The following is a 16,790-nucleotide window of genomic DNA, read 5'->3' as shown; positions in this document are numbered from 1 at the left end:
CGGGATCATGGCTTACGGTGCAGCCACCTCCATCATGCTTGTCGCCGTGCGCGCTGCAAATTGCGGACGATACATATCCTCAACCGTTGCTGCCGGATGGGTGTAAAGACCGGGCGTCACTGCACGCACCACATAAGCGAGCGTGATCGGCTTCTTCTCGCCTGCAGAGCGGTCGAAAGCGGCCACAAAACGATCATTGCGGAATTCGAGATGCGCTGCCTGTGTGCTTTCAAGCCATGGGAAATTGCCAAGATCGGCACTGGAAACAAGGCCCGGATTGTCGATCTCGAAACCAGCTGGCAGCAGATCGGTCACAAGCAGACGCGACTGCCATTCCTGCAGATCGTCGATTTTCAGAACAACAACATAGCGCTCATTCTGATTGACCCCGGTGACATTGGCCGGCTCGCCATCGAGCGTATAATAAGTACGCTCGATGTTGAAACCTTCTCCACCCGCAGGCAGTGACTGAGCGGGTGCTGCAACAGCCGTGACGACCGCATCAACCGAACCCTGCCCCTTGTTGGTGACGACCAGCGGCTGCGTTTCAAGGGCTGCACCATTGAGACGCTCGGAGAACGCGCCCTGATGCGCTGTGCCATTGATGTCGAGGCTGATTGCGCCATTGTCATCCTGAAGCCCGCGTGCTGCAAGCAGCATCCATGCCTGATCCTGCGTGCTGAGATAGCGTGCCTTTTCGCGCTGGAACTCGACCAGCGTAATCAGCGATGGCAGCACTTTCGGCGCAGGCTTGGTTTCCGACGCAAGAGCCAGCATTGCCGCGCCATCACGCAGCGGCGAACCATAATCGGAGCGATTATAGTCATAGCTGGACTGGCTGGTTGCGAGCTGGAGCGACGCATTGAACACGCGTTCCGAACGCGGCTGATCACCATAAAGCGCTAATGCTGCACCAAGCTGGGCAACGGCCATCGGGCTTGCAAAGTTTTCAAGCTGGGTATCGGCAAAGTATCGCAGATCGCCAACAGAAGCCTTCTTGTTGCGTGCCAGAACATAAAGCGCATAGGCAATGACGTTGCCGCGTTCCTTGACGTCGGTGGTATAGCCGAGCGCATTTTGCAGATTAGAAAGTGCGGACAGCATCGCCTGCTGCGGCACGTCATAGCCCTTTTCGCGGGCACGCGTCAGGAAGTCGGTCACATAGGCGTCCATCCAGAGATCACCCGATCCCGGCGACCAGAGGCCAAACGACCCGCTTGAAGACTGGTTGTTGAGCACGCGGAAGATGGAATCCTGTACGCGCTTTTTAAGTTCTTCCTGACTTTCCAGACCCGCTGCCGCTTCCGTACCTGCAGCCATTTCGCTCAAATAAAGCAGCGGCAGTGCGCGGCTGGTGGTCTGCTCTGTGCAGCCATAAGGATAGCGGTCGAGCGCCATCAACAAAGCTGGCACATCAAATGCGGCACTTCGCGTCACACCAACGCTGACAAAAGCACCATCAAGCAGGCTTTCAGACAGAAGTCCGCCATCGACTCGCACACTTCCGCCATTGGCCGTGAGATTGACGACATGGCGGCTCGTGACCGGCAGATCGACCGGACGCACCGGCAATGCCAAAGCCTGTTCAACATTGAGACCTGCATCGTTGGAAAGCCGGATCGTCACACCACCCGCACCCGTGGCCACAGCATTGAGTGGAACGGTGATCGACTGCCGTTTGCCACCTTTAAGCGCGATGCTTTCAGGATAAGAGCCAACCTCAACACCGAGATTATCGGTGGTCTCAAGGCTCACACGATAATCGCCGTCCGGTGCATCCGTATTGGCAATATCGAAGCGGATATTGGCCTGATCGCCAGGGGCCATGAAGCGTGGCAGACCAGCGGTGATGACCACAGGATCGCGGATGATGACATCTGTCACCGCATGGCCGACTGCCTTCTTGGTCCATGCCACCGCCATGACGCGCGCGGTGCCATTGAACTGCGGTATGTCGAAAGTGATTGTTGCCTTGCCGTCGCTGTCGAGTTCAACAGGGCCGGAGAACAGCGCAACCAGCTTTTCGGTGGGCGGGCTGCCTTCCGCTGCCATATTGCCACCATCGCCACCTGTGCGCAGCTTGCCGGTGACGCCGAGCGAACCATCGATCAGGCGACCATACATATCGCGCATTTCAAGGCCCAGCTGACGCTGGCCGAAGAACCAGTTTTCAGGGTTCGGCGGCTGATAGCGTGTCAGATTGAGAATGCCGACATCGACTGCCGCGACCATGACATAGGCCTGCTCGCCACCCGCATTTTCAACCGAAACCGGGATGGAAAGTGTGGAACGCGGCGTGATCTTTTCAGGCGGGGTCAGCTTGACAGCAAGCTGCTTGTCGGCAGGATCGACCTTCAGCCATTTAAGACCAATCGCACGGGCTGGCATACGGCTTTCAATAGCCTCACCCGGACGGAACAGCGTTGCTGTTACATAGGCGCCCGCACCCCAATCCTCACCCACCGGAATATCGATGGTTGTGCCACCTTCCGGCACGCTTGCGGTGATTGTCTTAAGCAGCTTTTCCGCACCAATTGTGATGAGCAGCTCACCTGCAAAACGCGGGGACACTTTCAGTTCTGCCGTGTCACCTGCCGCATAATGTTCCTTGTCGAGCGCGATTTCGAGCCCTTCCGGTGTTTCGGTCGAGGTTGAGCTGACAAACCAGCCCGCATCGAATTCATAGCTTGTGGCCGGGCCGGAAGCATCAGCTGTTTCGATTTCCAGACGGTAACGGCCCCAATCGACCGGCAGACTGATTTCAGCCTCGCTATCGGTTGTAAGGTCAATCTTGCCGTTGGCAATCGCCTTGGTGAAAGTCACTGGTTCGTAGTTCCAGCTGTTGCCGCTGCGATACCACTGATAATTACGCTCGATCTTGACCAGCGACCATTGTGCGCCATCAAGCGCCTTGCGATCACCCTTGCTGTCAGAGGCGATCAGGCTGAACTTTGCAGTGCCACCCTGCGGAACTTCATCGCCAGCAAAATCCGGGCGAATGCCGATCAGATCGGTTTCCGGCTGAATGGCAACATCGATCTTACGCTCAACCGCACGACCGCCCGTTTCACGCATACGAACAGTCACGGCTGCATTTACGAGGCGCGTTGTTGACGGCATTTCATCGATTGTAACCGGGAAAGTCGCCTTGCCATTGTCATCGACTTTTGACAGACCATCGAGCGGCAGACGCGTGGCTTCGCCCTGTTCTTCATCGGCGAGGCCGAAATAATAGCCCTTGATGCGGTCCCACTGACGCTTGGTCGAAAGCGTGACTTCGCCTTCAAGCGCAAGACCGGCGGCAGGCGCGCCATAGAGGAAACGACCGTCTACGGTGATATTGGCGGTTTCGCCAACAGCGATTTCCGGCTTGTCAGACGCCAGATCGAACTCGATCCGGTCCGGCACGAAATCTTCAACCAGGAACATCTGCGTGGCAATCGCTGGCTGCTTGGGATCGGTATAGACCGAAACATTCCAGGTGCCGCGCATGGCGTTCGACGGCAAGGTCAGGTCGATGGCATGACCACCGGCCAGTTTGCTATCGGAAACGAGACGGCGATCTTCCACGCCATCGGGACGCGTAAAGATGAAGGTGAGCGGCAGATCATCGATTGCGGTTGCGGTGTCGTCACGCGCAAGCGCGCCTACATGCACAACTTCGCCAGCACGATAGATACCGCGCTCTGTCCATGCATAAAGATCAAGCGCTTTCGGCACGGCACGGCCCGTCACACCACGATCGGAAAGATCGAAACCGGCGCGCGCCATATCGAGGAATGTGAAATCCTCATCATCGCTACTTGCCATCAGCACCGCTGGCACCATGCCATCTGTGCCGCGTGTCAGTCCCGGCGTAAACGTCGCACGGCCATCGCTGTCGGTGGTCGCTTCGCCCAGCACTTCATTGTTGCGTGCAAGCAGCGTCAGCTTCACGCCTTTAAGCGGCTCTGCGCTTTCCAGCGAACGGGCAAACACATTGATGCCGTCCTGTCCGGTATAGGTCGAAAGGCCGATGTCGGAAACGACAAACCACTGCGTTGCCTTGGTGCCATATTCATCATCGGACTTCTGAACCAGTGGTTCAGCGGTCAGCACATAGACGCCGGGCTTGCGTTCCGGCAGCGCTTCATCAACCGGGAAACTGGTCGTCGCTTCCTTGTTCAGCTCATTGCCTGCAACCTCGATCTCACCTTCCCAGACAGGCGCACCCATCTGATCGGAAACCGTGCTGATGTCGTAGCTGTCCAACTGGCGCAGGAACTGATAGCCGGAGAGAAGCTGTGCCAGCGAACGGTCGCCGACGCGGTAGAGCTTGACCTTGGCTGTACTCAAATTGACGCTGACCAGCGGAATGCCGCGACGGGCTTTCGCAGGCAGCACGAAGCTGTCGCCGGTAAAGCGTACCGATGGCGCGCGGTCCTGCACATAGATCGAAAGATTGACCGGAGCTGGCAGCACTTCGCCAACAGCCGATGGCAGACCCTGACGGAACGTCACCGTATAATTGCGGCCATGTTCCAGACCCTCGACGCAAATCTGGCGGTCCTTGGCGTCAACAGCTTTTGGCGCGCCATTATCGAGTGTAACGAAGCTCGAATAATCGACACCGCTTTCCACCAGTTCTTCCGAGAACTGCGCGCAGATGCGCGGCGCGGCATTGTCATTATCGACCGTATTATTGACGATGCGGAAGCCTTTGCGGGCTTTCAGATCTTCATAGGCAGCACGAACCGATGCGGAATTAACGAGATCAAGGCTCGCTTCATAGGCCTGCAAGGCTGGGCGCGATGCATCGCGCTTTTCCAGCGCGTGCGCCATGACGGCAAGCGCTTGCGCGCGCTCGTCCCTGGTGCGTGAGGTCTGGTAGGCAAACCACGAGGCCGACGTCGCATCGCGCTGGAACTTGGAACGCTCCTGGCCATTGGACGGCTCGGTCGCAAGCGCTGAAAGCGCATATCCGGCCCAGCTTTCACTTTCATCCGGCGAAATGCCGGCCGTTAACCGAAACTTTTCCATCGCCGTGCGCGGATCGCCATTGAGAGCGGCAGCAGCGGCTTCGCTTTTCAGTGTGCTCAGCCCCTCTGTGCTATCGGTTGAAGCAAGATCTTTTTTCAGGCGACGTGCTTCGTCAATCAGATTGGCGGCAAAGAAAGAGATCGAAGGCGGAGCGCCAATGTCTTCAACTTCGCGGGCAGCAGCAGGCTGCGTCACGACCTTACCGGCGATGGAGCCGATGGAATGATTGAGCGTGTTAAAATCCGACTTGAGAAAACACCATTTGACCTTCGGATTATAAGTGAAGGCCCCGCAAGCATTGTCACCGAGACAGGCGCTTTTGCATTGCTCAAGCGAGACATTCTTTTCCGTACGCAAGTCGAAACCGAAATAATCGCTATCTTTGGTGATCTCTATCCGCCGGGTTTCGGCGGCTTGCGTGCTGTGTGGACCTGCCGACAGGCAGGCGGTAACTGCAAAGGCCCAGAAAAGCCGGTTAAAACCAATACGCATTTGCGTCCCTCACGACGAACGGTGCCAATTCCAATTCTATTAGAAAAGGCGAAAAGAATCCGGCTCATGTGAAGCCTCACCGCGACAAACTGTCAAGGCGAATAGGAAGTATCTACAACTATTAGGATATTCTGAGGGTGGAGGGTATTAACCCCTCGTTAAGAATCCGGAACAAAACGGCTTTTTACGTGTTAGAATAAAACATGCAGAGATGCAGAAGGCACATCGCTACGCACCGTGGGAGGGAGGGCAGAGATGAGCAACATTCTATTCTGGACCGCTTTGGTAATCGTGCCTGTGCTTGTGGGCACAGCCTATGCCTATCTACAATCGATCCGCCACAGGGACGATTTCTAGAAGCATATGTATGATCGTGATCATGCAGCTCGTGCCGCGTGAAGCGGTTGCGCGTCAAAATAATTCTATCGCGTAGAATTTTGTGTCGACCGCCATGAGCGGGAAGCTTCGCGGCAGGTCTTCACGTGAAATCTCGAAGAATCCGTTCTTCTCATAAAATCGGTGCGCGCCCAGAAACTTATCTGTCGTTCCAAGCAGTATCTTGGTGATGGAGTGTTCGCGAGCGTGTGAAATGAGCGTCGCAAGCAGCTTGCGTGCTGTACCGAATTCGGAACCACGATAAGATTCAGCAACAAACATTTTTCGTAAAGCGGCCTGACCTTGCCCAATATCCTTGAGGGCTATGGTGCCAACGATGTGACCATCGGCTTCAGCCACCCAGAAATCACCGTTACCCTGACGATAGAAACCATCTACGTCTCGCAGGTCCGGTTGATCTCCCGTGGTAATCGCAATGTCGAACTCGTTTTGTTGTATAGGCAGAATTAAAGCGAAAACACTTTCCGTGTCCTCTGTCTGAAACAGTCGAATTCTGATCGCGTCCATTTTGCTTGTCATATCACAACCGCCTACCGCACCAGCGAATCTTCGCTCATTTTATAGTTCAATCAATCTGTGCCTTCTGTTTTGGGTCAAGAGGCGCTCAAGAGCTGCCGGTAGGGAGGCTTCCCGCCGTTAAAGTTAATATTTGTCTCACTTTTGAAATCTTCGACAGGCAGCAATCGCTGCTCGAATATAATCATTAATTCAATCAAGGATTGCAGGAATTACGCATAAGGCTATCCCCGTGTTTAGGGGGGTTAGAGAGATTCTTATAATAAAAATAGTGGGTTACGAATTAAAATATATTCTATGACGGTTTACACGGAAAATATGGACGTCATATTGGCTCAATCGATAGGGTTGCTTTGTTTGCTTGATTATCTTTTTTTTGTGGAAGTAGTTTCATTTTCTAACTGATATTTTGCGTTGCCTAATCAAAGAAAATGCCCTTCTATTGTTGCGAGCAGATCATTGCAGGTAGCTGAGGGGTTTCAATGCGTCGTCGCAACATCGGTTCGTGCGCGTTCCATTTTCTATCCAGTACAGCGCTGATATCGTTAGGCGCGGTTTTGTTGCATAGCACTCCAGCCACTGCCGCATGTTCATTTTCGCCGACACTCGGTGACGATACATTCATTTGTGATAGCGGCACATCACCCGGCGGTCTTACAGATCTCAACGGAAACAATACGTTGCTTTTGCCAACGGGTGGAACAGGGATCCTCAATGGAAATGTTGCGTTTGGCTCTGGTGTAGATCGCGTGGAGGTCCATTCCGGTTCGATTGTGGGTAGCGTCAATCAGGGAGACGGTCTCAATAGTTTTCTTATCTCGGGCGGGAACGTTACAGGCAACGTTCGTCAGGGAAATGATATCGACGAGTTCCAGATAACGGGCGGCGAAATTGGTTCGCTTAATCAGGGTAACGGTTACGACCGCTTCTTCATGTCGGGTGGGCGGATCGTCGATGCCTTTGACGACGGCGATTATGCCGTCATGACGGATGGCCGTATCGGGCGCGTCAATCTCAAACTCGACAATAATTACTTCAACATGTCTGGCGGAACGATTGACCGCAACCTGATCGCCGGGCTGGGCAACGATACGATTATCGTTTCGGGGGGGATGATTGGCGGTAATATAAGCATCAGTAGCGGAACCGACAGTGTAACAATGACGGGTGGCACGGTTGCGGGCGATGTTCTTCTCGGCTTCGGTAATGACCAGTTCTCATGGAATGGCGGTGGCATAATCTATGGGAAGATCGATCTCGGCCCTGATAACGATACTGCCGTTCTAGCCAATCTGACGGATGCCAATATAGGCGCGACCAAACAGCTTACCGGCGGCGAGGGAAGTGATGCTCTCACATTCAGCAATGTAAAAGCCGGAAACGTTGCCCGTTTCGACAGCTGGGAGGCGATCAACCTTACCAGTGACACGCGGCTCGTTTTCGACAATGCTCTTACATTGGGCGATGCTGGCACCGGAACGGGAACACTCAATATAGATGCGACAAGTACGGTTTATGGTGGTGCCGCAAAGAGCAGCGTCAATCCCTTCACTGCGGGTCAGTTAGCCAATGTTTTCAACGCTGGGCGCATTGATCTCACCAACGGTGGGACAAGCACGGCCGATACATTTACGATCAAGGGCAACTATGTCGGGCAGAACGGCCTTCTGTTTGTCGATACCGTTCTTGGCCCCGATAATTCGCCTTCTGATAAGCTCGTGATCGATACGGGCGTCGCATCTGGAAGTACCAGTATTGCGGTCGCCAATGCCGGTGGGGCGGGTGCCGCGACGAATGCAGACGGTATCATGGTTGTCGAAGCGCTGAATGGTGGCTCTACCAGCCAGAATGCGTTCTCGCTGAACGGTCGTGCTGCAGCCGGCGCCTATGAATACTTTCTGTTCAAGGGCGGTGTATCGGCGAACACGACCGAGAACTGGTATTTGAGATCCACTTTGGTGCGTGGGAGCGAACCGCCTGCTGCGACGGATGGAACCGCCGTCACGCCGGAAGAGCCTGAAACAACCGCGCCACCACCTGCACTTGAGCAACCGCCAGCGGTGTTGCCGGTCGATCCCAATGAAGGAAACCCCGACGATACGTCAACTCCGGTAACGGAAGATACTCCCGCGCCGGATGCACCTCCACCGCCAGTGTCGGCTGAAGCACCCAACCCTCCCGATAACACAACGGGTCAGCAACAGGAGGTTGCACTTCCCTTTGATGGCGCAGTCCCGCCTTCGCCGGGAGCAACGCGGGTCAAGGGCGACGTGATACCGCTCTATCGTGTGGAAGTGCCGGTTTATTCTGCCTTGCCGCCAGTAGCGCATCATCTGGCGCTTTCCACCTTGGGGACCTTTCATGAGCGTCGCGGTGAACAGGATCTCCTGGAAACTGCCGGGTATCTGCCTGCCAGCTGGGCCAGAGTTTTCGGACAGGACATCGATATGAAATGGAAAGGCACTGTCGCGCCAGGTCTCGACGGAAAGCTCTTTGGTATTCAGGCTGGACAGGATATTCTGGGGCGCGAAACGGACGACGGGCATTTTGACCGTTTTGGCCTATTCTTCGGTTATGCCCGTGCAACAGGCGACGTCACCGGGCAAGCGCTCGGCTGGAACGATCTCGCTGTCGGCGATCTCGAAGTTACGGGTACGAGTTTCGGTGGGTACTGGACTCATATCGGGCCGCAAGGCTGGTATCTTGATGCCATACTTATGGGAACCTGGTTCGGCGGAGATGCAGCCTCGAACGAGGGCCAGAGTATCGATCTTGACGGGCATGGGGTTACGGCTTCGCTTGAAGGAGGTTATCCTATCGCATTGAGCGAGAGCTGGACATTGGAGCCGCAGGCGCAGCTGATCTGGCAACGTCTTTCGCTCGACGATCAAGCTGATCAATATTCCTCGGTATCGTTCGACACAGACGATGCATGGACTGGACGGATCGGCTTCAGACTGCAGGGCAAACAGGAAACATCGGTCGGAAAACTGCGGCCATATCTGAAAGCCAATCTCTGGCAGAATTTTTCATCGGACCAGTCCGTGCGTTTTGCCACCGATCCGATTGCAACTGACCTCAAAGGCACTTCGCTGGAACTGGGGGGCGGGCTGACTTTGGATATTACCGAGAAAGCCAGTCTGTTTGCGACAGCGGATTATACGACCAATCTTGGTGGCGAGCGCAACCGGATATGGGAAGGCAATTTGGGACTGAACATAAAATGGTAAGCACAAAGGCTGTCGAAAATGATCGCCAATTACAGAGGAGGGAACAACGGTAATGGGTAGACGCGCATATGAAAAGCTCGCGAGAATCTGTGCATCCCTGAACACGTCCGAGCAGGAGCTGGCCCACTCTCTCGGTATTTCGCGAGTTGCGCTGAAGGCGATTGATCGCACTGACGCGCCTCTTTATCTGCGGCTGGCGCTGGCTGCTTTGGTATCGGAAATGGATCCGGATAAAGTGCTGAATTCCAAGCGCGGGAATTCAGAAATGGAAAGGCCACTTCACCTCTTGTCGGCAAGATAAACGTCAGAAGTCATAGGTTTCAAAGGTGTTGGTTGTGGCAAAATCTTTCGCCTTACTGCTTTTGATTGGACTGTTTTGTTATCCGCAATTGGCTGCCGCGTCCTGTACGCGAGCAGCCGGTGCAGCGGATTTGATAACGCAACGCCAGCTTTCAGCGTTACGCGCGATGGAACGCAGTCGTGGTTGCAAGGGAGACGATGGACGTGGAGGTTTCTTCAACCCATGCCGTGATCTTGCTCAACGGATTGCTGAAATCCAGCGTCAGCTTTCCTCCAGTTCGCTTTCTTCCAGGTCATGTGCTGAACAACCGGCGGCGAGTCAAACCACAAAAGTGAAACTCGATCGACCGAAAGCCTTGTCCGTTGCCACAAACAACAAGCCATGGGTGCCGAACGGCATTAAAGGTGCTTTGACTTACTGTGTGCGCTTGTCGGATGGCTATCTTTTTCCGGCGCCGCATTCGCAGTTTCAGAGATCCGACAACGTGACCGAAGCAATGGCGCAATGTCGCTTCATTTGTCAGGGCGAAAATGTCGATCTTTATATTTTGAGCGATCCGAATGGTGAGACTGCGGATATGGTCTCAGTTTCAAGTGGCAAGCCCTATATCGAGTTGCCCACGGCCTATAATTACCAGGGGGGCAGTGATTTCAGGAAATGCGACTGGGCCGGTTATGTCGGCAAGATCAGCGAGTTGCGCGCCAATAATAAAGGCGGCCGGGCGTTGAGAAACGTCGTTGTTCCGATGCCGGACACGCGACCGGCCCGCAACGACGACGCCAGTGTTTCGACAACATCTTTTGCGCCGATAACTGACCGCAATGTACGTGTTGTCGGTCCAGCCTTCATTTTCGATGAAGGTGCAGGGCACACGAAACTTCCTGTACATTGAGGATGTCGTACTCCATCGTCCCAAGGTCAATTAGAATGAGACGTGTCGCGATTGAGACTGAGCTCGTTGCTTTCAGTCTGTAACCTCCTTCAAACGGGTGTTTTCTATTTATGCCCGAAAATCATCGATCATTGCATTGTTTGAAATCTGTCAGTGTTGTTCGACCTGGAGGAGGTAGACATGAGCAAGAACCGTGGCGTCGTTTATTTGCGGCCCGGGACAGTCGAAGTGCGCGATATTGAAGATCCAGCGTTAGCGGCACCGGACGGGAGGAAGCTGGGACACGCCGTTATACTAAAGGTAATCTCGACCAATATTTGCGGCTCGGATCAGCATATGGTTCGCGGACGCACCACAGCGATGCCGGGCCTTGTGCTTGGCCATGAAATCACTGGCGAGATCATTGAGAAGGGTAGTGATGTCGAAATGCTCGATGTCGGCGACATCGTATCGGTGCCGTTCAATGTCGCTTGCGGGCGCTGCCGCTGCTGTAAAACACAGGACACAGGTGTCTGCCTGACGGTTAATCCATCACGCGCTGGCGGTGCATACGGATATGTCGATATGGGTGGCTGGATTGGCGGGCAGGCCCGCTATGTCATGGTTCCCTATGCAGATTTCAATCTGTTGAAGTTTCCTGATCGCGAGCAGGCGATGGAAAAAATCCGCGACCTGACCATGCTTTCCGACATCCTGCCGACAGGTTTTCACGGTGCGGTCAAAGCTGGCGTCGGGGTTGGTTCGGTTGTGTATGTTGCGGGCGCGGGGCCAGTCGGCCTTGCCGCCGCCGCATCCGCACGTATTCTGGGCGCTGCGGTCGTCATGATCGGCGATTTCAACAAGGAGCGCCTTGATCATGCGCGAAAGGTCGGCTTCGAACCCATCGATCTTTCGGCGAGCGACCGTCTCGGCGACATGATTGCAGAGGTCACAGGAAGCAACGAGGTCGATAGCGCTATCGATGCAGTCGGTTTCGAGGCGCGCGGTCATAGCGGCGGCGAGCAACCGGCTATCGTGTTGAACCAGATGATGGAGATAACCCGTCCTGCTGGGGCTATCGGCATTCCAGGACTCTATGTCACTGAAGATCCTGGCGCGGTCGATAAAGCTGCGAAACAGGGTAGCCTGTCACTTCGTTTCGGTCTCGGTTGGGCTAAAGCGCAGTCATTCCATACCGGCCAGACACCGGTACTGAAGTATAATCGTCAGCTGATGCAGGCTATTCTCCATGGGCGCCTGAATATCGCGGAAGTTGTCAATGCTCAGGTCATTTCGCTGGAGGACGCAGCGAAAGGCTATGAGAGCTTCGATCAGGGTGCCGCGAAGAAGTTCGTTCTCGATCCGCATGGCCTCGTGAGTAAGGCAGCCTGATACAAGGGTATTCTGAATTAAGAAAAAGGGCACCCTCATGGGTGCCCTTTTTCTTGCGTGATCACAATCTGTAACGTTACAGATTATATAAATCTGGATACTTATTGGTGAGCTCCAATGGGGGTAATGAGTAAAAAAGAGCCATTCAATGAGGAAGCGTGATTCGAGAAAAACAAGATAAATCAATGAATTATTTGGCATTTTGGTACCAAATCTCGATTGTCGAAAATTAAGGGCTTGCAAGAGAAGTCTTTTTGAATTCCATACCTGTAACGTTTCAGATTTGGGAGGATATGAAATGTTGTCTGGAAGAGAAAAGGTACTCGCCGCATCCGTTTGTCTGGCTATGACAACGTTGACAATAACAAGTTCGGCTTCGGCTGCCGATCTCGAAGTTACGCATTGGTGGACATCGGGTGGCGAAGCTGCTGCGGTCAAGGTGCTGGCCGAAAAGTATAACGCGCTCGGCGGCGACAAATGGGTTGATGGCGCAATTGCCGGTAGCGGCGCCACCGCGCGCCCGATCATTATCAGCCGTATTCTTGGCGGCAATCCCATGGGGGCCACGCAGCTCAATCACGGACGGCAGGCCGAAGAGCTGGTTCAGGGCGGTTTGATGACCGATCTGACGGAACTGGCAGAGAAGGAAGGCTGGGCAGACTTCGTTCGCCCGAAGAGCCTTCTGGAATCCTGCACTTATAAAGGGCGTCTTTATTGCGTGCCATTGAATATTCACTCCTGGGAGTGGATGTGGATCAATCCGCAGGCATTCCGTGATGCGGGAGCCGAGCCGCCGAAAAACTGGAATGATCTTGTCGCTGCCGGTCCCAAGCTCAAGGAAAAGAACATCGTACCATTGGCAACCGGCGACGGTTGGCAGGTGAACGGCATGCTGACCGTTCTGACAACCGCAATTGGCGGTAAAGATCTCTATCTGAAGGTGAATAAGGATAAGGATGCCGAGGCAGCGCGTGGCCCGGAAATGAAAAAGGTCTTCGAAGCGCTGGCAGAGGCGCGATCATTGGCCGATCCGGGGTATGTCGGTCGTTCATGGAACGAGGCAACCAATATGGTGCTGACTGGTCGCGCCGGTACCCAGATTATGGGAGACTGGGCGCAGGGCGAGTTCGGTACTGCGGGCAAGGTTGCAGGCAAGGATTATGACTGCCTGCCCGGCCTTGGTAATCACCAGTATCTGGATACCGGCGGCGACGCGATCTACTTCCCGAAGAATAAGGATCCGGAAGTTACCAAAGCGCAGCTCAAACTGGCAAGCATGCTCGTTTCCAAGGAGACGCAGGTTGCTTTCAATCTTGCCAAGGGGTCGCTTCCAATCCGTGGCGATGTTGATCTTGATGCAGCTTCAAGTTGCATGCGCGCCGGTATCGATATTCTGAAAGATCCAGACAATATCGTCCCGTCCGTGGAGCAGTTGCGCGCACCGGATACGCAGGGGCAGATCGAAAGTCTGGCGGCTGAGTTTTTCTCCAATCCCGACATGACGGTCGATGACATTCAGGAGCGTTTTGCGGAGATTATCGAACAGGCACAATAGTCTCGTTCAGGTCTTGCACGTCGCGGAAGACGACGGTGCAAGGTTGCCCGAAATCCGGGACAGGGAGGAATATTATGGCCGTCATGGACGAGGCTAATCGTCGAAAACCACTGGGAATATTTCGCAATCTCAATGCGAAGGTTGCAGCGCTTCCGATGATCGCGACCGTTCTCGTGGTCTTCGTCGGCTGCACGCTCTGGACGGTCTTCTATTCCTTCACGTCTTCCAAATCGCTGCCGACGTGGAACTTTGTCGGCTTCGACCAATATACGCGCCTGTTTTCCGCAACCCGCTGGTACGTGTCTGTCCGCAATCTGGCGATCTATGGCATCCTCTGCATGGGCTTCTCGCTTGTGATGGGGTTTGCGCTCGCAGCGCTGATGGATCAGAAAATCCGTTTCGAAAACACGTTTCGCACGATCTTTCTTTATCCCTATGCCCTGTCGTTCATTGTGACTGGTCTTGTCTGGCAGTGGATATTCAATCCGCAGCTCGGGCTGGAGAAGGTCATTCGCGACATCGGCTTCGACAATTTCCAGATGGCGATCCTGTCGAGCCGGACCTACGTCATCTATGCCATTGTCATTGCCGGGCTCTGGCAGATGACGGGTCTGGTCATGGTTCTGATGCTGGCCGGGCTACGCAATGTTGACGATGAAATCTGGAAAGCCGCGCGCGTTGACGGAATTCCGAAGTGGAAAACCTATCTGTTCATCATCTTGCCCATGATGCGTCCAGTTCTGGTCACGACCGTCGTATTGATCGCGACAGGCATCGTCAAACTCTATGATCTGGTTGTAGCCATGACCAATGGCGGTCCCGGCATCGCATCGGAAGTACCGGCAAAATATGTCTACGACTTCATGTTCGGCTGGGCCAATCTGGGGCAGGGGCTTGCCGCGTCCACAGTCATGCTGACCACCGTTCTGATCATCCTTGTTCCGTGGACGATGCTAGAATATAGCCGGAGGAAAGCCCGATGACGGAAGCTGTCCTGAACAGGAAGATGCCAACCGAAATCGAGGGAGCAACCCAGACCCGTCTGGCACAGAGACAGGCTTCGCAACCTCGGGGTCGCAAACCAAAACGCCGTTTTGCGCCAGCTACCATCATGCTCTACAGCATTTTGTTCGTTGCAGCCGTTTACTACCTGCTGCCGCTCTATGTGATGGTTGTCACATCCCTAAAAGGCATGCCGGAAATCCGGCTCGGCAATATTTTTTCACCGCCGGTCGAGGTCACATTCGAACCATGGGTCAAGGCATGGAGTCAGGCTTGTACCGGTCTTTACTGTGAGGGGATCAGCGCGGGTTTCTGGAATTCCATCAAGATCACCGTGCCGAGTGTGATGGTTTCCATCGCCATTGCTTCGGTCAATGGTTATGCCCTGGCAAACTGGAAGTTCAAAGGATCGGAAATCTTCTTTTCTGTCCTGTTGTTTGGGGCATTCATTCCGTATCAGGTCATGCTTTATCCGCTCGTTATAATTACGCGCGAGCTTGGGATATTCGGCACACTGACGGGCGTTGTCTTTATCCATACCATCTTCGGTATGCCGATCCTGACGTTGTAGTTCCGCAATTATTTCGCCGGTCTGCCGCCGGAACTGTTCAAGGCTGCGCGTGTGGACGGTGCCGGGTTCTGGCGCATTTTCTTCCAGATCATGCTGCCGATGTCGCTGCCGATCTTCGTCGTCGCCATCATTCTGCAAGTGACCGGCATCTGGAACGACTTTCTGTTCGGCGTGGTGTTTGCGGGAACGCAGAATTTTCCGATGACTGTCCAGCTGAACAATATCGTCAACTCCATGCAGGGTGTGAAGGAATATAACGTCAATATGGCCGCCACCATTCTCACAGGTGCCGTGCCGCTACTCGTTTACTTTCTTTCAGGCCGTTATTTTGTTCGCGGTATCGCCGCCGGTGCAGTGAAGGGATGAGTTTATGAGTTCAAGCGTTTCCATCCAGGATCTTTCACTCGACTTCGGCTCAGTCAACGTGTTGCAGAATCTCGACTTGGAAATCGGGGAGGGCGAATTCCTCGTGCTTCTCGGACCTTCCGGTTGCGGAAAGTCGACGCTGCTCAATTGTGTGGCGGGTCTTCTCGATATCTCGGAAGGCAGCATCTTCATCAATGGGCGTAACGTTACGTGGGAAGAGCCGAAGGATCGCGGCATCGGCATGGTTTTTCAGTCCTATGCGCTTTACCCGCAGATGACTGTTGAAAAGAACCTTTCCTTTGGCTTGCGGGTTGCCGGTTTGCCGAAAGCGGAGATCGACAAGCGCATCAAGCGTGCGGCCGAAATTCTCCAGATTGAATCCCTGCTGCAGCGCAAACCTTCGGCACTGTCGGGCGGGCAGCGTCAGCGTGTTGCGATCGGCCGCGCTCTGGTGCGAGACGTCGATGTGTTTTTGTTCGACGAACCGCTTTCCAATCTTGATGCAAAATTGCGCTCTGAACTGCGGGTCGAGATCAAGCGACTTCACCAGAAGCTTGGCAATACGATGATCTATGTCACCCACGACCAGATCGAAGCCCTGACATTGGCTGATCGCATTGCAGTGATGAAGGGTGGCGTGGTTCAGCAACTGGCTGATCCGCTGACGATCTACCATCGCCCCAAGAACCGTTTCGTCGCAGGTTTTCTTGGCTCGCCGTCGATGAATTTCTTTTCCTGAGAAATCACGGCCGCCAAAGCCGGCCCCATATTCCATATCGGAGAGACTGCCGTGCGGCTCGATGGATATGACGGGAGACTGGTGCCAGGACAGAAGGTGACCCTCGGTATTCGACCAGAGCATATCAGGCTTGACGTCGAAAATGGTTTTGAAGCCACCGTCGATCTGGACGAGCCGATGGGTGCCGACAGTCTGGTCTGGCTTCGCTTGAACGGTCATCCGCTAGCGGCGAGGGTGGAGGCCGGTAAACGTTACCGGGCAGGTGAGAAGGTCAGGATAGGCTTCAAACCCGATGCCCTATCGCTTTTCGATGCCCATACGGAGGAGAGACTTTAGATGA

Annotated in this window: 8 protein-coding genes and 2 pseudogenes; 8 read left to right on the top strand and 2 right to left on the bottom strand. The window is 54.4% G+C overall.

The features are described from left to right. Positions 1-12 precede the first annotated feature (12 nt). Positions 13-5,511, bottom strand: coding sequence for an alpha-2-macroglobulin family protein (locus CQZ93_RS21205; RefSeq protein ID WP_105544518.1), 5,499 nt, complete (start codon positions 5,509-5,511; stop codon positions 13-15). Between the two features lie 411 nt (positions 5,512-5,922). Then, a complete protein-coding gene (locus CQZ93_RS21200; protein ID WP_210201132.1) occupies positions 5,923-6,414 on the bottom strand; it encodes a GNAT family N-acetyltransferase in 492 nt (163 codons plus the stop codon). Positions 6,415-6,905: 491 nt separating this feature from the next. Between CQZ93_RS21200 and CQZ93_RS21195 the strand changes: the two genes are divergently transcribed. The 8 genes and pseudogenes from CQZ93_RS21195 to CQZ93_RS21160 all read left to right on the top strand — a co-directional run bounded on the left by CQZ93_RS21195 (position 6,906) and on the right by CQZ93_RS21160 (position 16,786). Further along, positions 6,906-9,653: an autotransporter family protein gene (locus tag CQZ93_RS21195; RefSeq protein WP_105544516.1), complete on the top strand. Its 2,748-nt coding sequence runs from the start codon at positions 6,906-6,908 to the stop codon at positions 9,651-9,653. A gap of 52 nt (positions 9,654-9,705) precedes the next feature. Next, entirely contained in the window at positions 9,706-9,954 is a 249-nt protein-coding gene (locus CQZ93_RS21190; protein WP_105544515.1) for a hypothetical protein, read from the top strand. 34 nt (positions 9,955-9,988) lie between these two features. Continuing rightward, complete coding sequence (locus CQZ93_RS21185; RefSeq protein ID WP_286154235.1) at positions 9,989-10,846, top strand: DUF2865 domain-containing protein; 858 nt, start codon at positions 9,989-9,991, stop codon at positions 10,844-10,846. A 180-nt stretch (positions 10,847-11,026) separates the two neighbouring features. Beyond that, positions 11,027-12,217 (top strand): formaldehyde dehydrogenase, glutathione-independent, encoded by a 1,191-nt coding sequence (gene fdhA, locus CQZ93_RS21180; RefSeq protein ID WP_105544514.1) that lies wholly within the window; start codon positions 11,027-11,029, stop codon positions 12,215-12,217. 298 nt (positions 12,218-12,515) lie between these two features. After that, positions 12,516-13,772 (top strand): ABC transporter substrate-binding protein, encoded by a 1,257-nt coding sequence (locus CQZ93_RS21175; protein WP_105544513.1) that lies wholly within the window; start codon positions 12,516-12,518, stop codon positions 13,770-13,772. Between the two features lie 74 nt (positions 13,773-13,846). Then, the gene (locus CQZ93_RS21170; protein ID WP_105544512.1) at positions 13,847-14,755 is read left to right on the top strand and encodes a carbohydrate ABC transporter permease; all 909 of its coding nucleotides are present in this window, start codon (positions 13,847-13,849) and stop codon (positions 14,753-14,755) included. A 23-nt stretch (positions 14,756-14,778) separates the two neighbouring features. Beyond that, positions 14,779-15,711, top strand: a pseudogene (locus CQZ93_RS21165) (carbohydrate ABC transporter permease). A gap of 4 nt (positions 15,712-15,715) precedes the next feature. Continuing rightward, a pseudogene (locus CQZ93_RS21160) lies at positions 15,716-16,786 on the top strand (ABC transporter ATP-binding protein). The last annotated feature ends 4 nt before the right edge of the window (positions 16,787-16,790 follow it).

Source organism: Ochrobactrum vermis (assembly GCF_002975205.1).
In the GTDB taxonomy this organism is placed as follows: Bacteria; Pseudomonadota; Alphaproteobacteria; order Rhizobiales; family Rhizobiaceae; genus Brucella; species Brucella vermis.
Note: the sequence above shows the minus strand (reverse complement) of the source record. Positions and strands in the feature narration are given on the sequence as shown.

What these genes read in the sequence shown, in the direction of transcription:
- CQZ93_RS21195 (WP_105544516.1), top strand. Translation starts at nt 6,906, where the DNA reads ATGCGTCGTCGCAACATCGGTTCGTGCGCGTTCCATTTTCTATCCAGT.
- CQZ93_RS21170 (WP_105544512.1), top strand. Translation starts at nt 13,847, where the DNA reads ATGGCCGTCATGGACGAGGCTAATCGTCGAAAACCACTGGGAATATTT.
- CQZ93_RS21205 (WP_105544518.1), bottom strand. Translation starts at nt 5,511, where the DNA reads ATGCGTATTGGTTTTAACCGGCTTTTCTGGGCCTTTGCAGTTACCGCC.
- CQZ93_RS21190 (WP_105544515.1), top strand. Translation starts at nt 9,706, where the DNA reads ATGGGTAGACGCGCATATGAAAAGCTCGCGAGAATCTGTGCATCCCTG.
- CQZ93_RS21175 (WP_105544513.1), top strand. Translation starts at nt 12,516, where the DNA reads ATGTTGTCTGGAAGAGAAAAGGTACTCGCCGCATCCGTTTGTCTGGCT.
- CQZ93_RS21200 (WP_210201132.1), bottom strand. Translation starts at nt 6,414, where the DNA reads ATGGACGCGATCAGAATTCGACTGTTTCAGACAGAGGACACGGAAAGT.
- fdhA (WP_105544514.1), top strand. Translation starts at nt 11,027, where the DNA reads ATGAGCAAGAACCGTGGCGTCGTTTATTTGCGGCCCGGGACAGTCGAA.